Origin of the sequence: Aeromicrobium sp. (genome assembly GCF_036675695.1) — a bacterium.
In the GTDB taxonomy this organism is placed as follows: domain Bacteria; phylum Actinomycetota; class Actinomycetes; order Propionibacteriales; family Nocardioidaceae; genus Aeromicrobium.
The window spans coordinates 90512-106400 of sequence record NZ_JAKFEL010000051.1 but is presented as its reverse complement, the minus strand read 5'-3'; the positions used below and the strand labels follow the sequence as shown (position 1 = coordinate 106400).

The following is a 15889-nucleotide window of genomic DNA, read 5'->3' as shown; positions in this document are numbered from 1 at the left end:
GCTGCATCCTGTCAGGCGTATGCGAGCAGTTCGTCGAGCGGGCGGGGCACGTTCGCGAGATCGAGTGCGTCGACGAGTGCACCCGCATACCTCTCCTTGCGCCCACCGATCGAGCCGAACCACCGGTGCAGCTGATGCTCCACGGACCGAGGCCGCTGAGCAGGCTGGCGCTGGAAGATTCGAAGAGTCGGCAGATCACCCTGTTCCTCGATCACCTGCTCAACTCTGTCGACCCCGAGCACGCGGATCAGCTCGTACTCGAGGTCGGGATCGCAGACGAAGAATCCGTCGGTCCCGAGTCCGGCGCGCTCAAGTGCTCGTACATAGAAGTCCCACTCCTTGCGATCGCTCAGCCCGGCGATCCCCACGCCGAGGGGACTGAGCAGCTCGAGGTATCGACCGATGCTCGTGGCTCCACCCATCGGCACGACACAGATGCCCTCGGCATCGAGGTCTCGACCTCGTCGTCTAGACAAGTTCAAAAGGGCTGCGGCATCACTGACCCCCTCCACCAATACGATGGTCCGAGCCGCGCCGACCAGCTCGCGCACGACCTCGCCCGCCGCATCCGCACCGTCACGACCGGCAGCACAGACGACGATCGCGTCGCGCAGCCGGGTCATGTCATGCATGAACCCAGTTTGCCTACTGATAGAACATGACGATGAGAGCACCTGATCCGGAACGCCTCGGCGGCCTTGCGTGGACGATCCGCACGCAGGGTGCCATGACCAAGACTGAACGTCGCACCGTATTGCGCGAGATCATCAAGGGCCAGGCCGAGTACGTCGCCGGGCGGATCAAGCTCCTCACCGGACGCACCTCGGACGCAGCGAAGGTGCTGGAAGCCAGTTCCTTCACTCCGCCTGACAGCGTCTTTGCACGGCAGGCCGAGGAGGCTGCCCTCGAGCAGAGCAGTGCGGTGATGGGACACGGCTACCGGACATGGATGTTCGGCAGCGGTCTCGCCGCCATCGACCAGATCGAGCTCGATCCCGAGCTGTTCTATGTCAGCGCCCTGCTGCACGACCACGGCATTGACTCGGTCGTCGAGGGCCAGGACTTCACGATCCGCAGTGCCGAACGCGCCGCACGCTGCGCCAGCGAAGCAGGGGTCGATGCCGCCAGAAGCGACCTGGTTGGCGATGCAATCACGGTGCATCCGACGGCCGGAGCCACCGTCGAGAGGGACGGCGCCCTTGGCGTGTATGTCGGGGGCGGCGCGGCCTATGACCTGATCGGCCTCCGCACTCCCGACCTGTCGAAGAGGTTTCGTGCCGACGTGATCGAGGCCCACCCACGGGCAGGCGCCACGAAGGCGTTCAAGGCTCTCGTCGCTGCCGAATCAAAGTCCGTACCTCTGGGCCGGTTCGCGCAACTGCATCGCTGCGGCTTCAACCAGCTGATCCAGCTGGCACCCCTTCGGCCGCGCTAGGGCCGGATTGCAAGGTGTCGGATCAACCCGTCCTCGACTGCGATGAAGTGGAAACGCAGAGGGATGGGGCTGCCAGGGAAGTCGCCGGCGATGTCGGCGGTCGCCACGTGGTAGCCATTCTGCGTCGACACGTCGGTGACGTCGTAGGTCACTGATGGGACTTCGGTACGCCATGCCCGCACCTCGTCGATGCCCCGATGCGTACGGCCGTCGTCCTCGACCACCACGTCGTCGGCGAACAGGGCGAACCATCGCTCCCGATCAGGCGACGTGGCCAGTTCGAAATAGCGGCTGATCAGATCTGTGGTCATGCCACCACCCTCGCGTGAGGGTCGGACACAACCGTTCACGCCGACTAGATTGACCGCATGACCCGAGCTGAAAAGTTCTCTGCTGGATCTATGCGGCCATCGCGGTTGCCGCCCTCGTCGGTACGCAACTGGCGCTGGTCGACATCCTGTCCGAATCGCCTTCGTGGTCCGCTCTGACCGACGGGCCGATCGCGACGTTCATCACGATCGACCTGCTCGCACTCGCGCTGGTGGCGACAATCTTCATGATCGTTGAAGGGCGCCGGCTCAAGCTGCGCTGGCTCTGGGTCTACATCGTGATCACGTTCGCCGTGGCGGCAAGCGTGGCCCTGCCGCTGTTCCTCATCGCCCGCACCCGCAACCTCGCGGCCGCTCGAACAACAACTACCTGAACCGGTGGACGTGCTCGACTTTCCCGACGCTGACGCGTGGTCGGCCTGGCTCGAACAGAACCGGGAACACAGCACCGAGGCGTGGCTGCGTATCGCCAGGAAGAACTCAGGCCTCGAGTCGATCTCGATCTCGGACGCCCTCGACGTGGCGCTCACGCACGGGTGGATCGACGGCCAGCGCCGCTCGAATGACGAGGTGTCGTTCCTCCAGCGCTACTGCCCGCGACGGCCGACGAGCTCGTGGTCCCAGGTCAACGTGCAGAAGGTCGAGGCACTGACAGCGGCGGGGCGAATGCGACCCGGCGGCATCGCCGAGGTCGATAGGGCCAAGGCGGATGGGCGGTGGGACGCGGCATACGAATCCCAGGCAACGGCTGAACCCCCGCCCGACCTCGTGGCGGCACTGGATGCGAGCCCGGCGGCGAAGGCGTCCTTCGAGGCACTCGGTAGGACGGAGCGCTACACGATCATCCTGCAGCTGCTGAAGGCCCGCACACCCGAGGGCCGAGTCAAGATCCTCAGCCGAGAGGTGGAGCGTCTAGGCGGAGGTCAGTGACTTCAGGGCCGAGGTGAAGAGGCCGAGTCCGTCGATGCCGGGGCCCGTGAGCTCCTCGACAGCGTGCTCGGGGTGTGGCATGAGACCGACGACATTGCCGCGGTCATTCGTGATGCCGGCGATGTCGTTGACCGAACCATTGGGGTTGACGTCCACGTAGCGGAACACGACGCGGCCCTCGCCCTCGAGGCGCGCGACCGTCTCGGCGTCGGCGACGAATCCACCCTCACCGTTCTTGAGTGGGATGACGATCTCCTGGCCCACGCTGAGCTCGGAGGTCCACGAAGTGTCGACGTTCTCGACCTTGAGCGTCTGGTCGCGGCAGATGAAGTGGCGGTGATCGTTGCGGATCAGCGCACCGGGCAGCAGGTGTGACTCGCACAGGATCTGGAAGCCGTTGCAGATGCCGAGCACCGGCATGCCGCCGTTGGCTGCGGCGATGACCTCGGTCATGACAGGCGCGAAGCGGGCGATTGCCCCGCAGCGGAGGTAGTCGCCGTACGAGAACCCGCCGGGCAGGATGACGGCGTCGACGCCCTTGAGGTCATGGTCGCCGTGCCACAGGGCTACGGCTTCGCCGCCCGCAATCGTGACGGCGCGCTGCGCGTCGGTGTCGTCGAGCGACCCCGGGAAGGTGACGACGCCGATCTTCACTCTGCCACCCGTACGGAGAAGTCCTCGATCACGGGGTTGGAGAGCAGTGTCTCGGCGATCTTGTGCACTTCGGCGAGCGTGGCTTCATCAGCGGCTTCGACCTCGAGCTCGAAGCGTTTGCCCTGGCGTACGTCGGTCACAGCGGCGAAGCCGAGACGCGGAAGTGCTCCGTGCACCGCCTTGCCCTGCGGGTCGAGGATCTCGGGCTTGGGCATGACATCAACGATGACGCGGGGCATGGCCCCAGTCTATCGACAGGTCAGCGCGCGACCTTGCGCGCCTGACGCTTCTTCTTCACCACACGCACGGTCTTGCGGCTGCCCTTGTAGATCCGGACGCCGAACCAGATCGAGAACCCGACCAGTGCCACGGTCGCCAGGACAGGCAGAAGTCGCGGACCCCAGTCCTTGGAGAGCCACTGCCCAGAAAGGACGAGGTAGGACACGACGAGCCCGGTGAAGTTGACGAGGTACTTGGACAGGTTCTTCACCATCAGGGACCGCACCACGCCCCATGACACCTTTTTGGCTCCGCCCTGCGCCCGCTTGCGAAGCGCTTGGAGCGTCAGCTCCTCTTCCTTCCTCTCCTGAGCCTGCATCACCGAGCGGTACGCGATGATGCCGCGCTCGAGCTGACGCGCCTTCCACGCCACCTCGGCGTGCTCCTTGGACGCGTAGTGGAAGTCGGCGCTCCCGTACTCACAGTTGAGGACGTCCCGGCACTGGTTGGGCCGACCGGTCTCGGGATTGATGTGGAAAGCGCCTCCTGACGCATCCTCGTTCACCATCTGCGGGACTCGATCAGCTGAGCTCGCGCTTGAGGATCTTGCCGGTCGACGTCATGGGCAGCTCGTCGATGAAGACGACTTCGCGCGGGTACTTGTACGCCGCGAACTGCTCCTTGCCCCATGCCACCAGGTCGGCCTCGGACACATCGTCGTGATCCTTGTTCTTGACGACGTACGCCTTGATCTCCTCGCCATGCGAATCGTGCGGGACACCGATGACGGCCACCAGCGACACGGCCGGGTGTTCCATCAGAATCTCTTCGAGCTCACGCGGGTAGACGTTGAATCCGCCGCGGATGATCATGTCCTTGGACCGGTCGACGATGTAGTAGAAGCCGTCTGCGTCCTTCTTGGCGAGGTCGCCCGAACGGAACCAGCCGTCCTTGATCGCTTCATCTGTCGCCTCAGGTCGGGCGTAGTAGCCCTTCATGATGTTGTGGCCCTTGATCGCGATCTCGCCGACGGCGTCAGGTCCGTCCTCGACGTCAGTCCAGTCATCGTTGATCAGCTTCATCTCGACTCCCGGGATGGGCAGGCCGATCGAGCCGACGCGCGGCTCCTCGCCGAAGCGGGAGAACGAGGCAACCGGCGACGTCTCCGACAGGCCATAACCTTCGAGGATCGTGACGCCGAAGCGCTCCTGGAACTGCTTGTGGATGTCGACCGGCAGCGCGGCACCACCGGCGACCGCGACGCGGAGGTTGGCAGCGAGCGCCTTGACGTCGACACTCTCGTCGAGAGCGGCGAGCAGACCCCAGTACATCGTGGGCACGCCAGCGAAGAACGACACCTTCTCCTTGAGCATCAGGCCGATCGCGGCCTGCGCATCGAAGCGAGGAAGCATGACGACGGTGCCGCCGTATGCGAAGCCGCCGTTCTGGATCACGGTCTGCCCGAACGAGTGGAACAGCGGAAGCACGCAGAGATACGTGTCCGGGTTCGAGGCGTCGGCACCGAACAGCTCGGCTCCCATCAGAGCGTTGTCGCGCATATTGCGGTGGCGGAGCTCAGCACCCTTGGGCTGCCCCGTGGTTCCGGACGTGTAGAGGATGACCGCAGTGTCGTCATCATCTGTCTCGACGGTGTCGAACGTCGGCGGCTGCTCTGCCACCAGTGGCGAGAAGAACTCGGGCGGGCTCAGCGGCGCCGGCTGAGCCGAGTCGAGCTTGATCAGGAAGAACTCGGTGCACGAGTCCGTCGCCTGAAAGCCCTCCCAGGCTGCCTCTCCGATCGGCAGGTCAGGCGTGCCCTCGAACGCGAAATAGGCCTTCGCGTTGGAGTCGTTGAGGTGATAGGCGACCTCGCGACCTTTGAGCAGGATGTTGAGTGGCACCACGGTGGCACCGGCCTTGAGGATGCCGTAGTAGATCGTGCTGAAGTACGGGAGGTTGGCGCACGACAGCGCGACCTTGTCGCCGGGCTTGATGCCCCGTGACACCAACAGGTTGGCGACTTGGTTGGCGGCGCCGTTGACCTGCGCGTACGTCAGCCGGGTGTCACCAAACACGATCGCCGTGCGGTCGGGATATTCAGTGGCGGACTTCTCCAACAGGGTGGCAAGGTTGCCCACGATGCGCTCCTCAGGTGTGACGGGGCCTTCACCCTACTTCTACACGTCAGCAGCCGTCGCGCATCAGACCTGGTGGGTTGCCGCGGGTGACCTCTATGAACGACACCTGCGTCGCGTCTGTCATTGCGTCGGGCGCTGCGTCGAACAGGAAGCCGATCCAGCTGTCGCCCTCGTTCACCAACATGCCGGTCTGGCCATAGCCCATTTCCTCCGGGAGTCGCTCCGGACCGAGCACATCCTTGACCGCCTTGAACGTGCTGCCCACCTGGAGTCCCGATCGAGTCGTCGGACCCGGGGCGCGCACACCGATCGACGAGACCTGCCCGTCATCCAGCGTGTAGATGTCGAGCGTCTCCTTGTACGCGTCCTTCCACACAAGGTGATCGACCGTTCCGCACGCAGTCCGCTCGACGTCCTTGTTGAGGTATCCGGTCGCAAAGGCCTGGGTCTTGGTCATGCCGACCCTGACAGGACCGACCATGCCGGCGAAGATCTTCAGCGAGGAGACGGGCTGCAGGGCAGCTGGCTGCGGCGCCGCTGTCGTCTTGACCGGCGCCGGCTTGGTCTTGTCGGGTGCGGGCTTGGTCGCAGTGGTCGACGGGGTCGCAGTAGGCGTCTCGTTGGGGTCGTCTGACCCGAGCTGATGAGCCACGACACCCGTGCCGACTCCACCGGCCATGCTGGCCGCCAGAATTGCGGCTGCGATCTGCTGCTTCATGACAATCTCCTGGTTCTTGGTGCTCCCCGCGGAGCGTCAGTCATCAAGAGAGATGCAGGTTGCAACTCAAAAGTTGTCGACATCGACCCCCAACTTTCCACGCACGAATCCTCGCGCAGTGTGGATTCGCGCCTTCACCGTGCCCAACGGGGTCTGGGTCAGCGCGGCGATCTCGTCGTACGGCATCGACCCGATATCGCGCAGGACGAAGGCCTCGGCCGTCTCGGGATGTGCCAGCTCGAGCGCCTCGATCGCGTCGAGCAAGTCGATCCGGCTGCCGGCGATCACGCTCGTCGTACGCGGGTCAGGCGGGTTGGGCAGCTCGCTGACCGCGCGTTCGGCGAACCGACGCTTGAGCGTCCGATAGGTCTGGCGAGCAGAGTTGGACGCGACCACCGTCACCCATCCCTCGAAAGAACCGCTGCCGGTGTAGTCCTTGAGATGTGTCGCGATGGACAGCAATGCGTCCTGCGCAGCTTCCTCGGCATCCAACGTGTGGGGCAGGAGTCGTGCACATCGGCTGACCACCTTGGGCCGGATCTGAGTGAGCAACTCCTCCATCGCCCAGGCGTCGCCTGAGCGTGCACGCTCGATCAGCTGCTCGTCCACCTGCATCCATCGACCATACTGAAGCCCTATGAAGAAAATAGGGCGCTATCGCCTTGATGGGGTGCAAGGATTCGGCGCCTTTGCCATGGTCTGGCACGGCTTCGATCCGGAGCTCGAAATCCCGGTCGCGGTCAAGATCCTCGCCGAGAACTGGGCCCATCACGCCGACGTACGCGAACGGTTCCTCGCCGAGGCGCGACTGCTGCGCAAGATCGACAGCCCCCGGGTCATCCGGGTCTACGACATCGGCACCCATGAGGACCGGCCCTATTTCGTGATGGACTTCGTCGACGGCGGCACAGTTGCCGATCGGGTCAAGACTCCGGTGCCGCCCGAGCAGGGGCTCAAGCTCGCTGTCGAGTCGGCGCGCGCCGTTCAGGTCCTCCACGATGCGGGTGTGCTCCACCGCGACATCAAGCCAACCAATCTGCTCGTCGGCGACGAGGAGCGGGTGCTCGTGGCCGACCTCGGCAGCGCCAAGCGGCTAGCTGAGGCAAGTGGTGTCACTGTCACGACCGGAACTCCGGCCTACATGGCGCCCGAGCAGGCCCGCGGCGAACCGGTCGATGCCCGATCTGACGTCTATTCGCTCGGTGCGGTGACCTATGAGTTGCTCTCCGGCAAGCAGCCATTCAACGTCAGCGATCCCGGATCGTTGCTCAGCCGGGCCAACGACAGCCGGCCGCCGCGGCTCACCGGCGCAGGCTCGCGCGGACTCGATCGCGTGCTGGCCTCCGCACTGGCCACCCGTCCGGCCGACCGGCCGGCAACTGCGGCAGCCTTCGCCGATGCACTCGAGCAGGTCGCAGCCGGCACGAAGGCCAAGGACGTCAAACGCCTCCGCCGCGAGATTTCACCCCCGCTCCTGATCACCCTGGCCGCCTTGCTCTTCGGAGCGTCGACAGCAGCGACCTGGTTCCTGCTCCGCTAGAACGTCAGGCCGGTGAGCTGCTCGTACGCCTGGATGTAGCGCTCGCGAGTCTTGGCGACGATCTCGGCCGGAAGATCTGGGGGCTGGGTGTTGCTGGCCCTGTCCCAACCGCTCTCGGGTGACAGCAGCCAGTTGCGTACGAACTGCTTGTCGTACGACGGTTGCGTCCGGCCCGGCTGCCACTCATCGGCGGGCCAGAACCGCGACGAGTCAGGGGTCAGGACCTCGTCGGCGAGAACGATCGTCCCGTCGGTCCGGGCTCCGAACTCCAGCTTCGTGTCGGCCAGGATGATCCCGCGCTCGCGCGCGATGCCCTCAGCGCGCGCATAGACCTGCAGGGTCAGATCGCGCAGCGCATTGGCCGTCTCGAGTCCGATCGTCTCGACCACTGCATCGAACGAGACGTTCTCGTCGTGCTCGCCCATCTCCGCCTTGGTCGCCGGCGTGAAGATCGGTTCGGGAAGCCGATCGCCGTCAACCAGTCCAGCTGGCAGCGCAACGCCGCAGACTTCTCCGGTCTCGTTGTAGTCGATCAGTCCGGAGCCGGTGAGGTAGCCACGAACGACACACTCGACCGGGAACATGTCGAGCTTCTCGCAGATCACGCCGCGTCCGCGTACGTTCTCCGGGACCTCGGTCGAGATCATGTGATTGGGAACGATGTCCTCTAGCTGGTCGAACCACCACAGGGACATCCGCGTGAGCAGCTCGCCCTTGTCAGGTATGCCGGGCTCGAGAACGAAGTCGAATGCAGAGATGCGATCCGACGCCACCATCAGCAGATGGCCGTCTCCGGCGTCGTAGAGATCGCGCACCTTGCCCGAGTGGATGTGGGTGGTTCCGGGGATGTCGATCGGCACGTGATCACCCTATCGGCGCAGCTCGCGCGTCAGTTGTTGAAGTCGTTCCAGAAGTCGACGTGATAGAGCACAGACGCGACTACGACGACGACTGCGACGACCAGACCTATGTAGCGGTGCTTCGGATCGGGCTCGCTCACAGAATGGAGCCAGGCGCGTAGGCAGCTGCCTCGGGATGAGCCTTGACCAGTTCTTCGATGCGCTTGGCGACGGCGGCGGTCTGACTGACGGCGGCGCCGGTGAAGTCGATCGGTGAGGCGACCAACGACGCGAGGTCGGACTCGGACAGACCGAGTCGCTCATCGGCAGCGAGGCGCGCAAACAGATCGTTCTCAGCCGCACCCTTCTCACGCATCTCGAGGGCAACCGCCACAGCGTGCTGCTTGACGGCGTCGTATGCGGACTCGCGGCCGCGACCATTGCGTACGGCGGCCATGAGGACCTTGGTAGACGCGAGGAACGGCAGATAACGGTCGAGCTCACGCTGGATCACTGCGGGGAAGGTGCCGAACTCGTCGAGCACGGTCAGGAACGTCTCGAACAAGCCATCGGCGGCATAGAACGCGTCGGGCAGCGCAACCCGGCGTACGACCGAGCATGAGACATCGCCTTCGTTCCACTGGTCACCGGCAAGCTCGCCGACCATCGAGGCGTAGCCGCGGAGGATCACGGCGAGGCCGTTGACGCGCTCGCACGAGCGGGTGTTCATCTTGTGCGGCATGGCACTGGAGCCGACCTGACCGGGCTTGAACCCCTCGGTCACGATCTCGTTGCCCGCCATGAGCCGGATCGTTGTGGCCAGGTTGGAGGGAGCAGCGACCAGCTGCACCAATGCCGTGACGACGTCGTAGTCGAGGGAGCGCGGGTAGACCTGACCAACGCTGGTCAGCACCTTGTCGAAGCCGAGGTGACGGGCCACGCGCTGCTCCAGCTCGGCGAGCTTGGCTTCGTCACCGCCGAGCAGATCGAGCTGGTCCTGTGCTGTGCCGACCGGGCCCTTGATGCCGCGGAGCGGATAGCGAGCGATCAGATCATCGAGTCGCTCCATCGCGACGAGCAACTCATCGGCGATCGTGGCGAAGCGCTTGCCGAGGGTTGTCGCCTGGGCTGCGACGTTGTGGCTGCGGCCAGCCATGACGAGCTCGGCGTGCTCGCTGGCGAGGCGTCCGAGACGCGCCAAGGAGGCAATGCCGCGATCGCGGATCAGCTCGAGCGAGGCACGGATCTGCAACTGCTCGACGTTCTCGGTGAGATCGCGAGACGTCATGCCCTTGTGGATGTGCTCGGTGCCAGCCAACGCGGCGAACTCCTCGATGCGGGCCTTGACGTCGTGGCGGGTGACCTTCTCGCGGTCGGCAATCGAGGCGAGGTTGACCTGGTCGATCACGGACTCATAGGCCTCGATGACACCGTCGGGGGTCTCGACGCCGAGATCCTTCTGAGCCGTCAGGACGGCGATCCAGAGACGCCGCTCGAGGACGATCTTGTGTTGGGGCGACCAGATGCGTGCAAGCTCCGGCGATGCGTATCGGCTGGCCAGAACATTGGGGGTGGTCACGCCTCTATTGTCCCATCCGCCGCAGCTTGGGCGATATCCGTACGGGCGTGGGCGCCGTCGAAGCTGATCTCGGCCACGCCGGCGTACGCGCGTTCGCGCGCCTCGGCGAGGGTGCTGCCGGTTGCGGTGACCGACAGAACGCGGCCACCTGAGGTCACGAGCTCTCCACCGATCAGCGCCGTTCCAGCATGGATGACGTCGACACCCTCGATCGCGTCAGCTGCCTCGATGCCGGTGATCTCGTCGCCCTTGCGCGGCGACTCGGGGTAGCCATCGGCTGCCATCACGATCGTGACGGCCGACTCCTTGTGCCACTGCGGCATACCGACTTCGCCGAGCGTGCCGGTCGCAGCACCGTTGAGCAGCGCGGACAACGGTGTCTTGAGGACCGCGAGCAATGCCTGGGTCTCGGGATCGCCGAATCGAGCGTTGAACTCGATCACACGAGTACCGCGACTGGTCAGCGCGAGTCCGGCGTAGAGGAGACCCTGAAAGGGGGTGCCTCGACGAGCCATCTCTTGCACCGTAGGTACGAGTACGCGACGAGACACCTCGGCGACCAAGTCGTCAGGCGCCCAGTCGAGCGGTGTGTAGGCGCCCATGCCGCCAGTGTTGGGTCCCTCGTCGCCGTCCAGCGCGCGCTTGAAGTCCTGAGCCGCCTGAAGCGGGAGCACGGTCTCGCCGTCTGTGATGGCGAACAGGGAGACCTCGGGTCCGTCGAGGTACTCCTCGATGACCACTCGACCGCACGCTGCTGCATGGTCGAGCGCTGCCTGACGGTCATCGGTGACGACAACTCCCTTGCCAGCTGCGAGGGCGTCGTCCTTGACGACATACGGCGGGCCGAACGCGTCGAGAGCGTCCGCAGCCTGCTCGGGGGTGTCGCACACATGCGCCATTGCGGTCGGCACCTCAGCTGCGGCCATGACCTGCTTGGCAAATGCCTTGGAGCCCTCGAGCTGCGCGGCTTCCGCGCTGGGACCGAAGCAGGCGATTCCGGCTGCCCGTACGGCGTCAGCGACGCCAGCAACCAGGGGCGCCTCCGGTCCGACGACCACGAGGTCGATGCCGAGCGACTGTGCGAGCGATGCCACCGCGACACCGTCGAGCTGGTCGACGTCGTGCAACGTCGCAACTGCGGCGATGCCGGGATTGCCGGGAGCCGCGTGCACTTCGGTGACTTGCGGATCACGTGAGAGCGCGAGAGCGAGTGCGTGTTCGCGACCGCCTGTGCCGATGACCAGTGTCTTCACGTGTCGACCCTATCGGCGCGTGTCAGAGGAGGTCGTGTCGCACGATCGTCTGCTCACGATCAGGTCCGACACCGATTGTCGAGATGCGCGCCCCCGACATCCCCTCAAGGGCGAGCACGTACTCCTGCGCCGTCTTGGGAAGGTCCTCGAACGTGCGTGCAGCAGAGATGTCCTCGGTCCAGCCTGGGAAGAATTCATAGATCGGCTTGGCGTGGTGGAAGCCCGTCTGCGTCATCGGCATCTCGTCGACCCGCTCGCCATCAACGTCGTATGCCACGCACACCGGGATCTGCTCCCAGCCCGTCAGCACGTCGAGCTTGGTCAGTACGAAATCGGTGACGCCGTTGATGCGCGCCGCGTATCGAGCGATCGGGGCGTCATACCAACCACAGCGGCGCGGGCGACCTGTCGTGGTGCCGAACTCGGCGCCGTTCTTGCGCAGCTGCTCACCGTCGTCGTCGAACAGCTCGGTCGGGAAGGGGCCCTCGCCGACACGAGTTGCGTACGCCTTGACGATGCCGATTACACGAGTGATCTCGGTGGGTGCGATTCCCGAGCCGGTGCACGCGCCACCTGTCGTCGCGGATGAGGAAGTCACGAACGGGTAGGTGCCGTGGTCGACATCGAGCAGCGTTGCCTGGCCGGCTTCGAGCAGCACGGTCTTGCCCTCGGCCAGAGCCTGGTGCAGGACCAGCGCAGTGTCGGCAACCATCGGGCGGAGTCGGTCGACGTACGACAGCAGCTCCTCGACGATCTCCTCAGCCTCCACCGCACGACGGTTGTAGACCTTGGTGAGGATCTGGTTCTTGAGCTCGAGAGCGGCTTCGACCTTCTCTCGCAGGATCTTCTCGTCGAAGAGGTCCTGGATGCGGATGCCGAGACGGTTCATCTTGTCGGCGTATGTGGGGCCGATGCCGCGACCAGTCGTACCGATCTTGCGGCTGCCGAGGAACCGCTCGTTGACCTTGTCGAGCGTCCGGTTGTAGTCAGCGATGACGTGCGCGTTGGAGCTGATGACCAGTCGCGAGGTGTCGATGCCGCGCTCTTCGAGACCGTCGATCTCGTGGAACAGCACTTCGAGGTCGACGACGACGCCATTGCCAATGACCGGGATGCACCCGGGGCTGAGAATGCCGCTCGGCAGGAGGTGGAGGGCGTACTTCTGATCGCCGATCACGACGGTGTGTCCAGCGTTGTTGCCACCGTTGAACTTCACGACGTAGTCGACGCGGCTACCGAGCAGGTCAGTCGCCTTGCCCTTGCCTTCGTCTCCCCATTGGGCCCCGACGATCACCACTGCAGGCATGGAATTGCACCACCCTCGACATGCGACAAGCCCCGGTCTCACGGGGCTCTTACTGGTGCAGTCTAGCGGCTGGACGCCGTCACTGCGACTGGCGAGCGCGGTACGCAGCCACCGCTTCGCGGTTGCCGCAGGTCGTGCTGCAGAACCGTCGGGAGCGATTGCGCGACAGGTCGAGGAGGACGTCATCGCAGTCGCTGGCGGCGCAGGTGCTCAGGCGCGACAACTCATCGGCTCGTATCGCGTCGATCATCGCCATCGCCGTCTCGACCGCCATGCGGGTGTGCAGCGGGCGATCGTCCTCGGTCGCGTGAAGGTGCCAACTGATGTTGCCGTGCCGAACCAATTGAGGCACTGCTCCGGCATCGGCCAGGATGCGGTTCACAATCGGTACGGCGTCGTCACGCGAGCTCGTCAGGAGAGTGCGGAGCTCAGGACGCAGGGCTCTGACGGCTTCGAGCTCGGCGGCGTCGCCGACCAGCGTTCCGGTGTAGCCGTGCCGGACGAAGAAGTCCGCCAGATCGTCCGTCGTCGTCATCGTCTCGGGCGGCTCGGTGGAGTTGACCAGCTCGACGGCTGCCACCAGGGCCGCCTCGGTGTCATGGGTGAACGCCATATTGACACCTTACATCCCCGAACCGTAGTGTCATGTGCCATGACGTTGTTGACCCATGACATAGCCACCGTGCCGACATCGCGTCTGCGCGCCGGGCTGACGCTCGCCGTCCTGTCAGCGATGTCCTTCGCCCTCTCGGGCCCCTTCGCCAAAGCGCTGATTGAGTCGGGATGGACCGCTGGTTCAGCCGTCACCGCACGCGTGCTCATTGCCGCTGCCGTACTGGCGATCCCAGCCGCGATCTCGTTGCGCGGTCGATGGGGCTGGTTGCGCCAGAACGCCGGGCTACTCGTCGCATACGGCGTGATCGCCGTCGCGGGCTGCCAGCTCGCGTACTTCAACGCCGTTGAGCGTATGGAGGTCGGCGTCGCGATCCTCATCGAGTTCACCTCGCCGGTCGCCGTGATCATGTGGCTGTGGTTCCGTCACTCCCAGCGACCCACTCGACTGACAGTCGTTGGTGCACTCACCGCCCTGGGTGGACTCGTGCTCGTCCTTGATCTGCTGTCCGGTGCTGACGTCGACGCGCTCGGCGTCATCTGGGCACTGCTCGCCATGGCCGGTGCAGCTTTCTACTGGATCATCTCCGCGGACGAGGACAACGGACTGCCCGGAATCGTGCTCGCCGCAGGCGGCCTCGTCGTCGGTGGCGTCGTCCTGCTGATTGCAGGCCTGATCGGGATCGTTCCTCTCGCCACCTCACGTTCCGACGTGGTCCTCGCCGACACCGAGCTCTCATGGTGGCTGCCGGTGATCGGCCTCGGAGTCATCACCGCGGCCATTGCGTACGTGCTCGGTATCGCTGCCACTCGGCGCCTCGGCTCGCGGCTCGCGGCGTTCGTCGGCCTCGGCGAGGCTGTCGCGAGCGTCGTGTTCGCCTGGCTGCTGCTCGACGAGTCGCCGCGAGCGATCCAGTTGCTCGGCGGTGCGTTGATCCTCGCCGGCGTCATCTTCGTCAAGCTCGGCGAACCGAAGGACCAACCGCTACCTGTCTAGGCTCGTGGTCTGATGCAGACTCTCCTTGCCATTGCGAACGCCTCTGCCGGCAGCTCGGACGACGAATCCGTCGAAGTGGCCCTCTCGGTTCTGCGCGAGGCGTACGCCGTGGAGGCCGTGACAACATCGACGCCCGAGGAGCTGCACGGCGCGCTCGCAGCGCATCCCGACCTCCACGGGGTTGTCGTGCTTGGTGGGGACGGCAGTCTCCATGCAGTGATCGCTGCGCTTCGTGGGGCAGGTCGCCTGGACTCGCTGATCGTGGGCCTCGTCCCCCTCGGCACGGGCAACGACTTCGCCGCGACGCTCGGGCTGCCTGACGATCCGCAGCTGGCGGCTGGAGTCATCGTCGCGAACCACGTCGAGCCGATCGACCTGATCATCGACGGCAACGACAAGGTTGTCGTCAACGTTGCGCACATCGGAGTGGGTGCCGAAGCCGCGATCGTGGCCCGGCCGATCAAGAAGTTCCTCGGGCCGATCGGCTACGTCCTCGGTGCCGCCATCGCGAGCATCAAGGGTCTCGTCACCCCGGGGGCGGATCTCGCCGTCACTGTCGACGGCGATGCAGCATTCCCGCGAAGCCGAGTCATCCAGCTGGCGGTCGGCAACGGCCGTTTCGTCGGCGGAGGCGCGGAGCTGCTGCCCGACGCAGATCCTTCTGACGGCCTGATCGACTTGATGATCACGTACGCGGGCCGTCGCAGTAGCCGCATCGCGTACGCGTGGAAGCTCCACTCCGGTGACCAACAGCAGCACGACGACGTTATCTACCGCCAGGGCACGACGATCACAGTGAGCGGCGATCCGCTCCCCTGCACCAGCGACGGCGAGCTCACCGAACCGGCGACCGAGCACTCATGGCGCATCGAACCCGGTGCCATCCGGATGTGGCTCTAGCTCTTTGGCGCTACCAACTCGGCGTACGCCTCTTTGCTCGACTCGTGCAGGAACTCGCGGCAACGCTGAGCCTCGCCGGCATCGCCGAATCGCTCAGACGCATCCGCCAGTGCTGCGAGCGAGCGAAGGAACGGGCGGTTGGGGAGGTGCGCCCACGGCAGTGGGCCGTGACCCTTCCAGCCGTTGCGGCGGAGCAGGTCGAGCGAACGGTGGTAGCCCGTACGCGCGAACGCGTAGCCCTCGAGGTCGAGTCCTTCAGCAAGAGCTTGCTCGGCCAGCGTGATCCAGGCGTCGGCTGAATCAGGGTGCAGAGCAGCGACGTTCTTGGGGTTGTCGCCAGCAGCCAATGAGGCAGCGCCGGGGTCTTCGGGCAACAAGGTCTCGGGCGGTTCACCGAAGAGGTTCGTCATGACGGCAGACTAGCCAGTTGCTCCTGAGCC

The 15889-nt window shown here is 65.1% G+C and carries 20 protein-coding genes; 6 read left to right on the top strand and 14 right to left on the bottom strand.

Annotation, left to right across the window (positions count from 1 at the left end):
- Positions 1-11 precede the first annotated feature (11 nt).
- Entirely contained in the window at positions 12-632 is a 621-nt protein-coding gene (locus V6M39_RS03525) for an ATP-dependent endonuclease (protein WP_332642289.1), read from the bottom strand.
- A gap of 26 nt (positions 633-658) precedes the next feature.
- Between V6M39_RS03525 and V6M39_RS03520 the strand changes: the two genes are divergently transcribed.
- Positions 659-1435, top strand: a complete 777-nt coding sequence (locus V6M39_RS03520) for a hypothetical protein (protein WP_332642288.1) — start codon at positions 659-661, stop codon at positions 1433-1435.
- On the opposite strand, the gene V6M39_RS03515 is transcribed toward V6M39_RS03520, so the two are convergent.
- Positions 1432-1746, bottom strand: a complete 315-nt coding sequence (locus V6M39_RS03515) for a nuclear transport factor 2 family protein (RefSeq protein WP_332642287.1) — start codon at positions 1744-1746, stop codon at positions 1432-1434. The two genes, V6M39_RS03520 and V6M39_RS03515, sit on opposite strands and share 4 nt — an antisense overlap.
- A gap of 86 nt (positions 1747-1832) precedes the next feature.
- On the opposite strand from V6M39_RS03515, the gene V6M39_RS03510 reads away from it, so the two are divergent.
- Both V6M39_RS03510 and V6M39_RS03505 read left to right on the top strand, forming a co-directional pair.
- Complete coding sequence (locus V6M39_RS03510; RefSeq protein ID WP_332642321.1) at positions 1833-2138, top strand: DUF2834 domain-containing protein; 306 nt, start codon at positions 1833-1835, stop codon at positions 2136-2138.
- Positions 2139-2142: 4 nt separating this feature from the next.
- Entirely contained in the window at positions 2143-2694 is a 552-nt protein-coding gene (locus V6M39_RS03505; protein ID WP_332642286.1) for a YdeI/OmpD-associated family protein, read from the top strand.
- Here V6M39_RS03505 and purQ read toward each other — a convergent pair.
- The 6 genes from purQ to V6M39_RS03475 form a co-directional block, all read right to left on the bottom strand.
- On the bottom strand, positions 2677-3348 hold the full coding sequence (gene purQ, locus V6M39_RS03500; protein WP_332642285.1) for a phosphoribosylformylglycinamidine synthase subunit PurQ: 672 nt from the start codon (positions 3346-3348) through the stop codon (positions 2677-2679). The two genes, V6M39_RS03505 and purQ, sit on opposite strands and share 18 nt — an antisense overlap.
- Positions 3345-3587, bottom strand: coding sequence for a phosphoribosylformylglycinamidine synthase subunit PurS (purS, locus tag V6M39_RS03495; protein ID WP_332642284.1), 243 nt, complete (start codon positions 3585-3587; stop codon positions 3345-3347). Before purS ends, purQ begins: the two co-directional genes overlap by 4 nt.
- A gap of 20 nt (positions 3588-3607) precedes the next feature.
- Positions 3608-4135 (bottom strand): hypothetical protein, encoded by a 528-nt coding sequence (locus V6M39_RS03490; protein ID WP_332642283.1) that lies wholly within the window; start codon positions 4133-4135, stop codon positions 3608-3610.
- A gap of 13 nt (positions 4136-4148) precedes the next feature.
- Positions 4149-5705, bottom strand: coding sequence for a long-chain-fatty-acid--CoA ligase (locus V6M39_RS03485; protein WP_332642282.1), 1557 nt, complete (start codon positions 5703-5705; stop codon positions 4149-4151).
- Positions 5706-5751: 46 nt separating this feature from the next.
- The gene (locus V6M39_RS03480) at positions 5752-6423 is read right to left on the bottom strand and encodes a hypothetical protein (protein WP_332642281.1); all 672 of its coding nucleotides are present in this window, start codon (positions 6421-6423) and stop codon (positions 5752-5754) included.
- 66 nt (positions 6424-6489) lie between these two features.
- Positions 6490-7038, bottom strand: coding sequence for an RNA polymerase sigma factor (locus V6M39_RS03475; protein WP_332642280.1), 549 nt, complete (start codon positions 7036-7038; stop codon positions 6490-6492).
- A gap of 22 nt (positions 7039-7060) precedes the next feature.
- On the opposite strand from V6M39_RS03475, the gene V6M39_RS03470 reads away from it, so the two are divergent.
- Entirely contained in the window at positions 7061-7963 is a 903-nt protein-coding gene (locus V6M39_RS03470; protein ID WP_332642279.1) for a serine/threonine-protein kinase, read from the top strand.
- Here the strand turns inward: V6M39_RS03470 and V6M39_RS03465 are convergent.
- The 5 genes from V6M39_RS03465 to V6M39_RS03445 all read right to left on the bottom strand — a co-directional run bounded on the left by V6M39_RS03465 (position 7960) and on the right by V6M39_RS03445 (position 13553).
- Complete coding sequence (locus tag V6M39_RS03465) at positions 7960-8823, bottom strand: phosphoribosylaminoimidazolesuccinocarboxamide synthase (protein ID WP_332642278.1); 864 nt, start codon at positions 8821-8823, stop codon at positions 7960-7962. The two genes, V6M39_RS03470 and V6M39_RS03465, sit on opposite strands and share 4 nt — an antisense overlap.
- Positions 8824-8959: 136 nt before the next feature.
- Positions 8960-10381 (bottom strand): adenylosuccinate lyase, encoded by a 1422-nt coding sequence (gene purB, locus V6M39_RS03460; RefSeq protein WP_332642277.1) that lies wholly within the window; start codon positions 10379-10381, stop codon positions 8960-8962.
- A complete protein-coding gene (gene purD / locus V6M39_RS03455; protein WP_332642276.1) occupies positions 10378-11634 on the bottom strand; it encodes a phosphoribosylamine--glycine ligase in 1257 nt (418 codons plus the stop codon). Before purD ends, purB begins: the two co-directional genes overlap by 4 nt.
- 22 nt (positions 11635-11656) lie before the next feature.
- A complete protein-coding gene (locus tag V6M39_RS03450; protein ID WP_332642275.1) occupies positions 11657-12940 on the bottom strand; it encodes an adenylosuccinate synthase in 1284 nt (427 codons plus the stop codon).
- A 79-nt stretch (positions 12941-13019) separates the two neighbouring features.
- Positions 13020-13553: a CGNR zinc finger domain-containing protein gene (locus V6M39_RS03445; RefSeq protein WP_332642274.1), complete on the bottom strand. Its 534-nt coding sequence runs from the start codon at positions 13551-13553 to the stop codon at positions 13020-13022.
- 39 nt (positions 13554-13592) lie between these two features.
- Here V6M39_RS03445 and V6M39_RS03440 point away from each other — a divergent pair, with 39 nt between their 5' ends.
- Together V6M39_RS03440 and V6M39_RS03435 are read left to right on the top strand one after the other, a co-directional pair.
- The gene (locus tag V6M39_RS03440) at positions 13593-14549 is read left to right on the top strand and encodes an EamA family transporter (protein WP_332642273.1); all 957 of its coding nucleotides are present in this window, start codon (positions 13593-13595) and stop codon (positions 14547-14549) included.
- Between the two features lie 12 nt (positions 14550-14561).
- Positions 14562-15449 carry a diacylglycerol/lipid kinase family protein gene (locus V6M39_RS03435; RefSeq protein ID WP_332642272.1) on the top strand — a complete coding sequence of 296 codons (888 nt, stop codon included), beginning with the start codon at positions 14562-14564 and terminating at the stop codon, positions 15447-15449.
- Here V6M39_RS03435 and V6M39_RS03430 read toward each other — a convergent pair.
- A complete protein-coding gene (locus V6M39_RS03430; RefSeq protein ID WP_332642271.1) occupies positions 15446-15859 on the bottom strand; it encodes a DUF3151 domain-containing protein in 414 nt (137 codons plus the stop codon). The genes V6M39_RS03435 and V6M39_RS03430 overlap by 4 nt on opposite strands.
- Between the last annotated feature and the right edge of the window lie 30 nt (positions 15860-15889).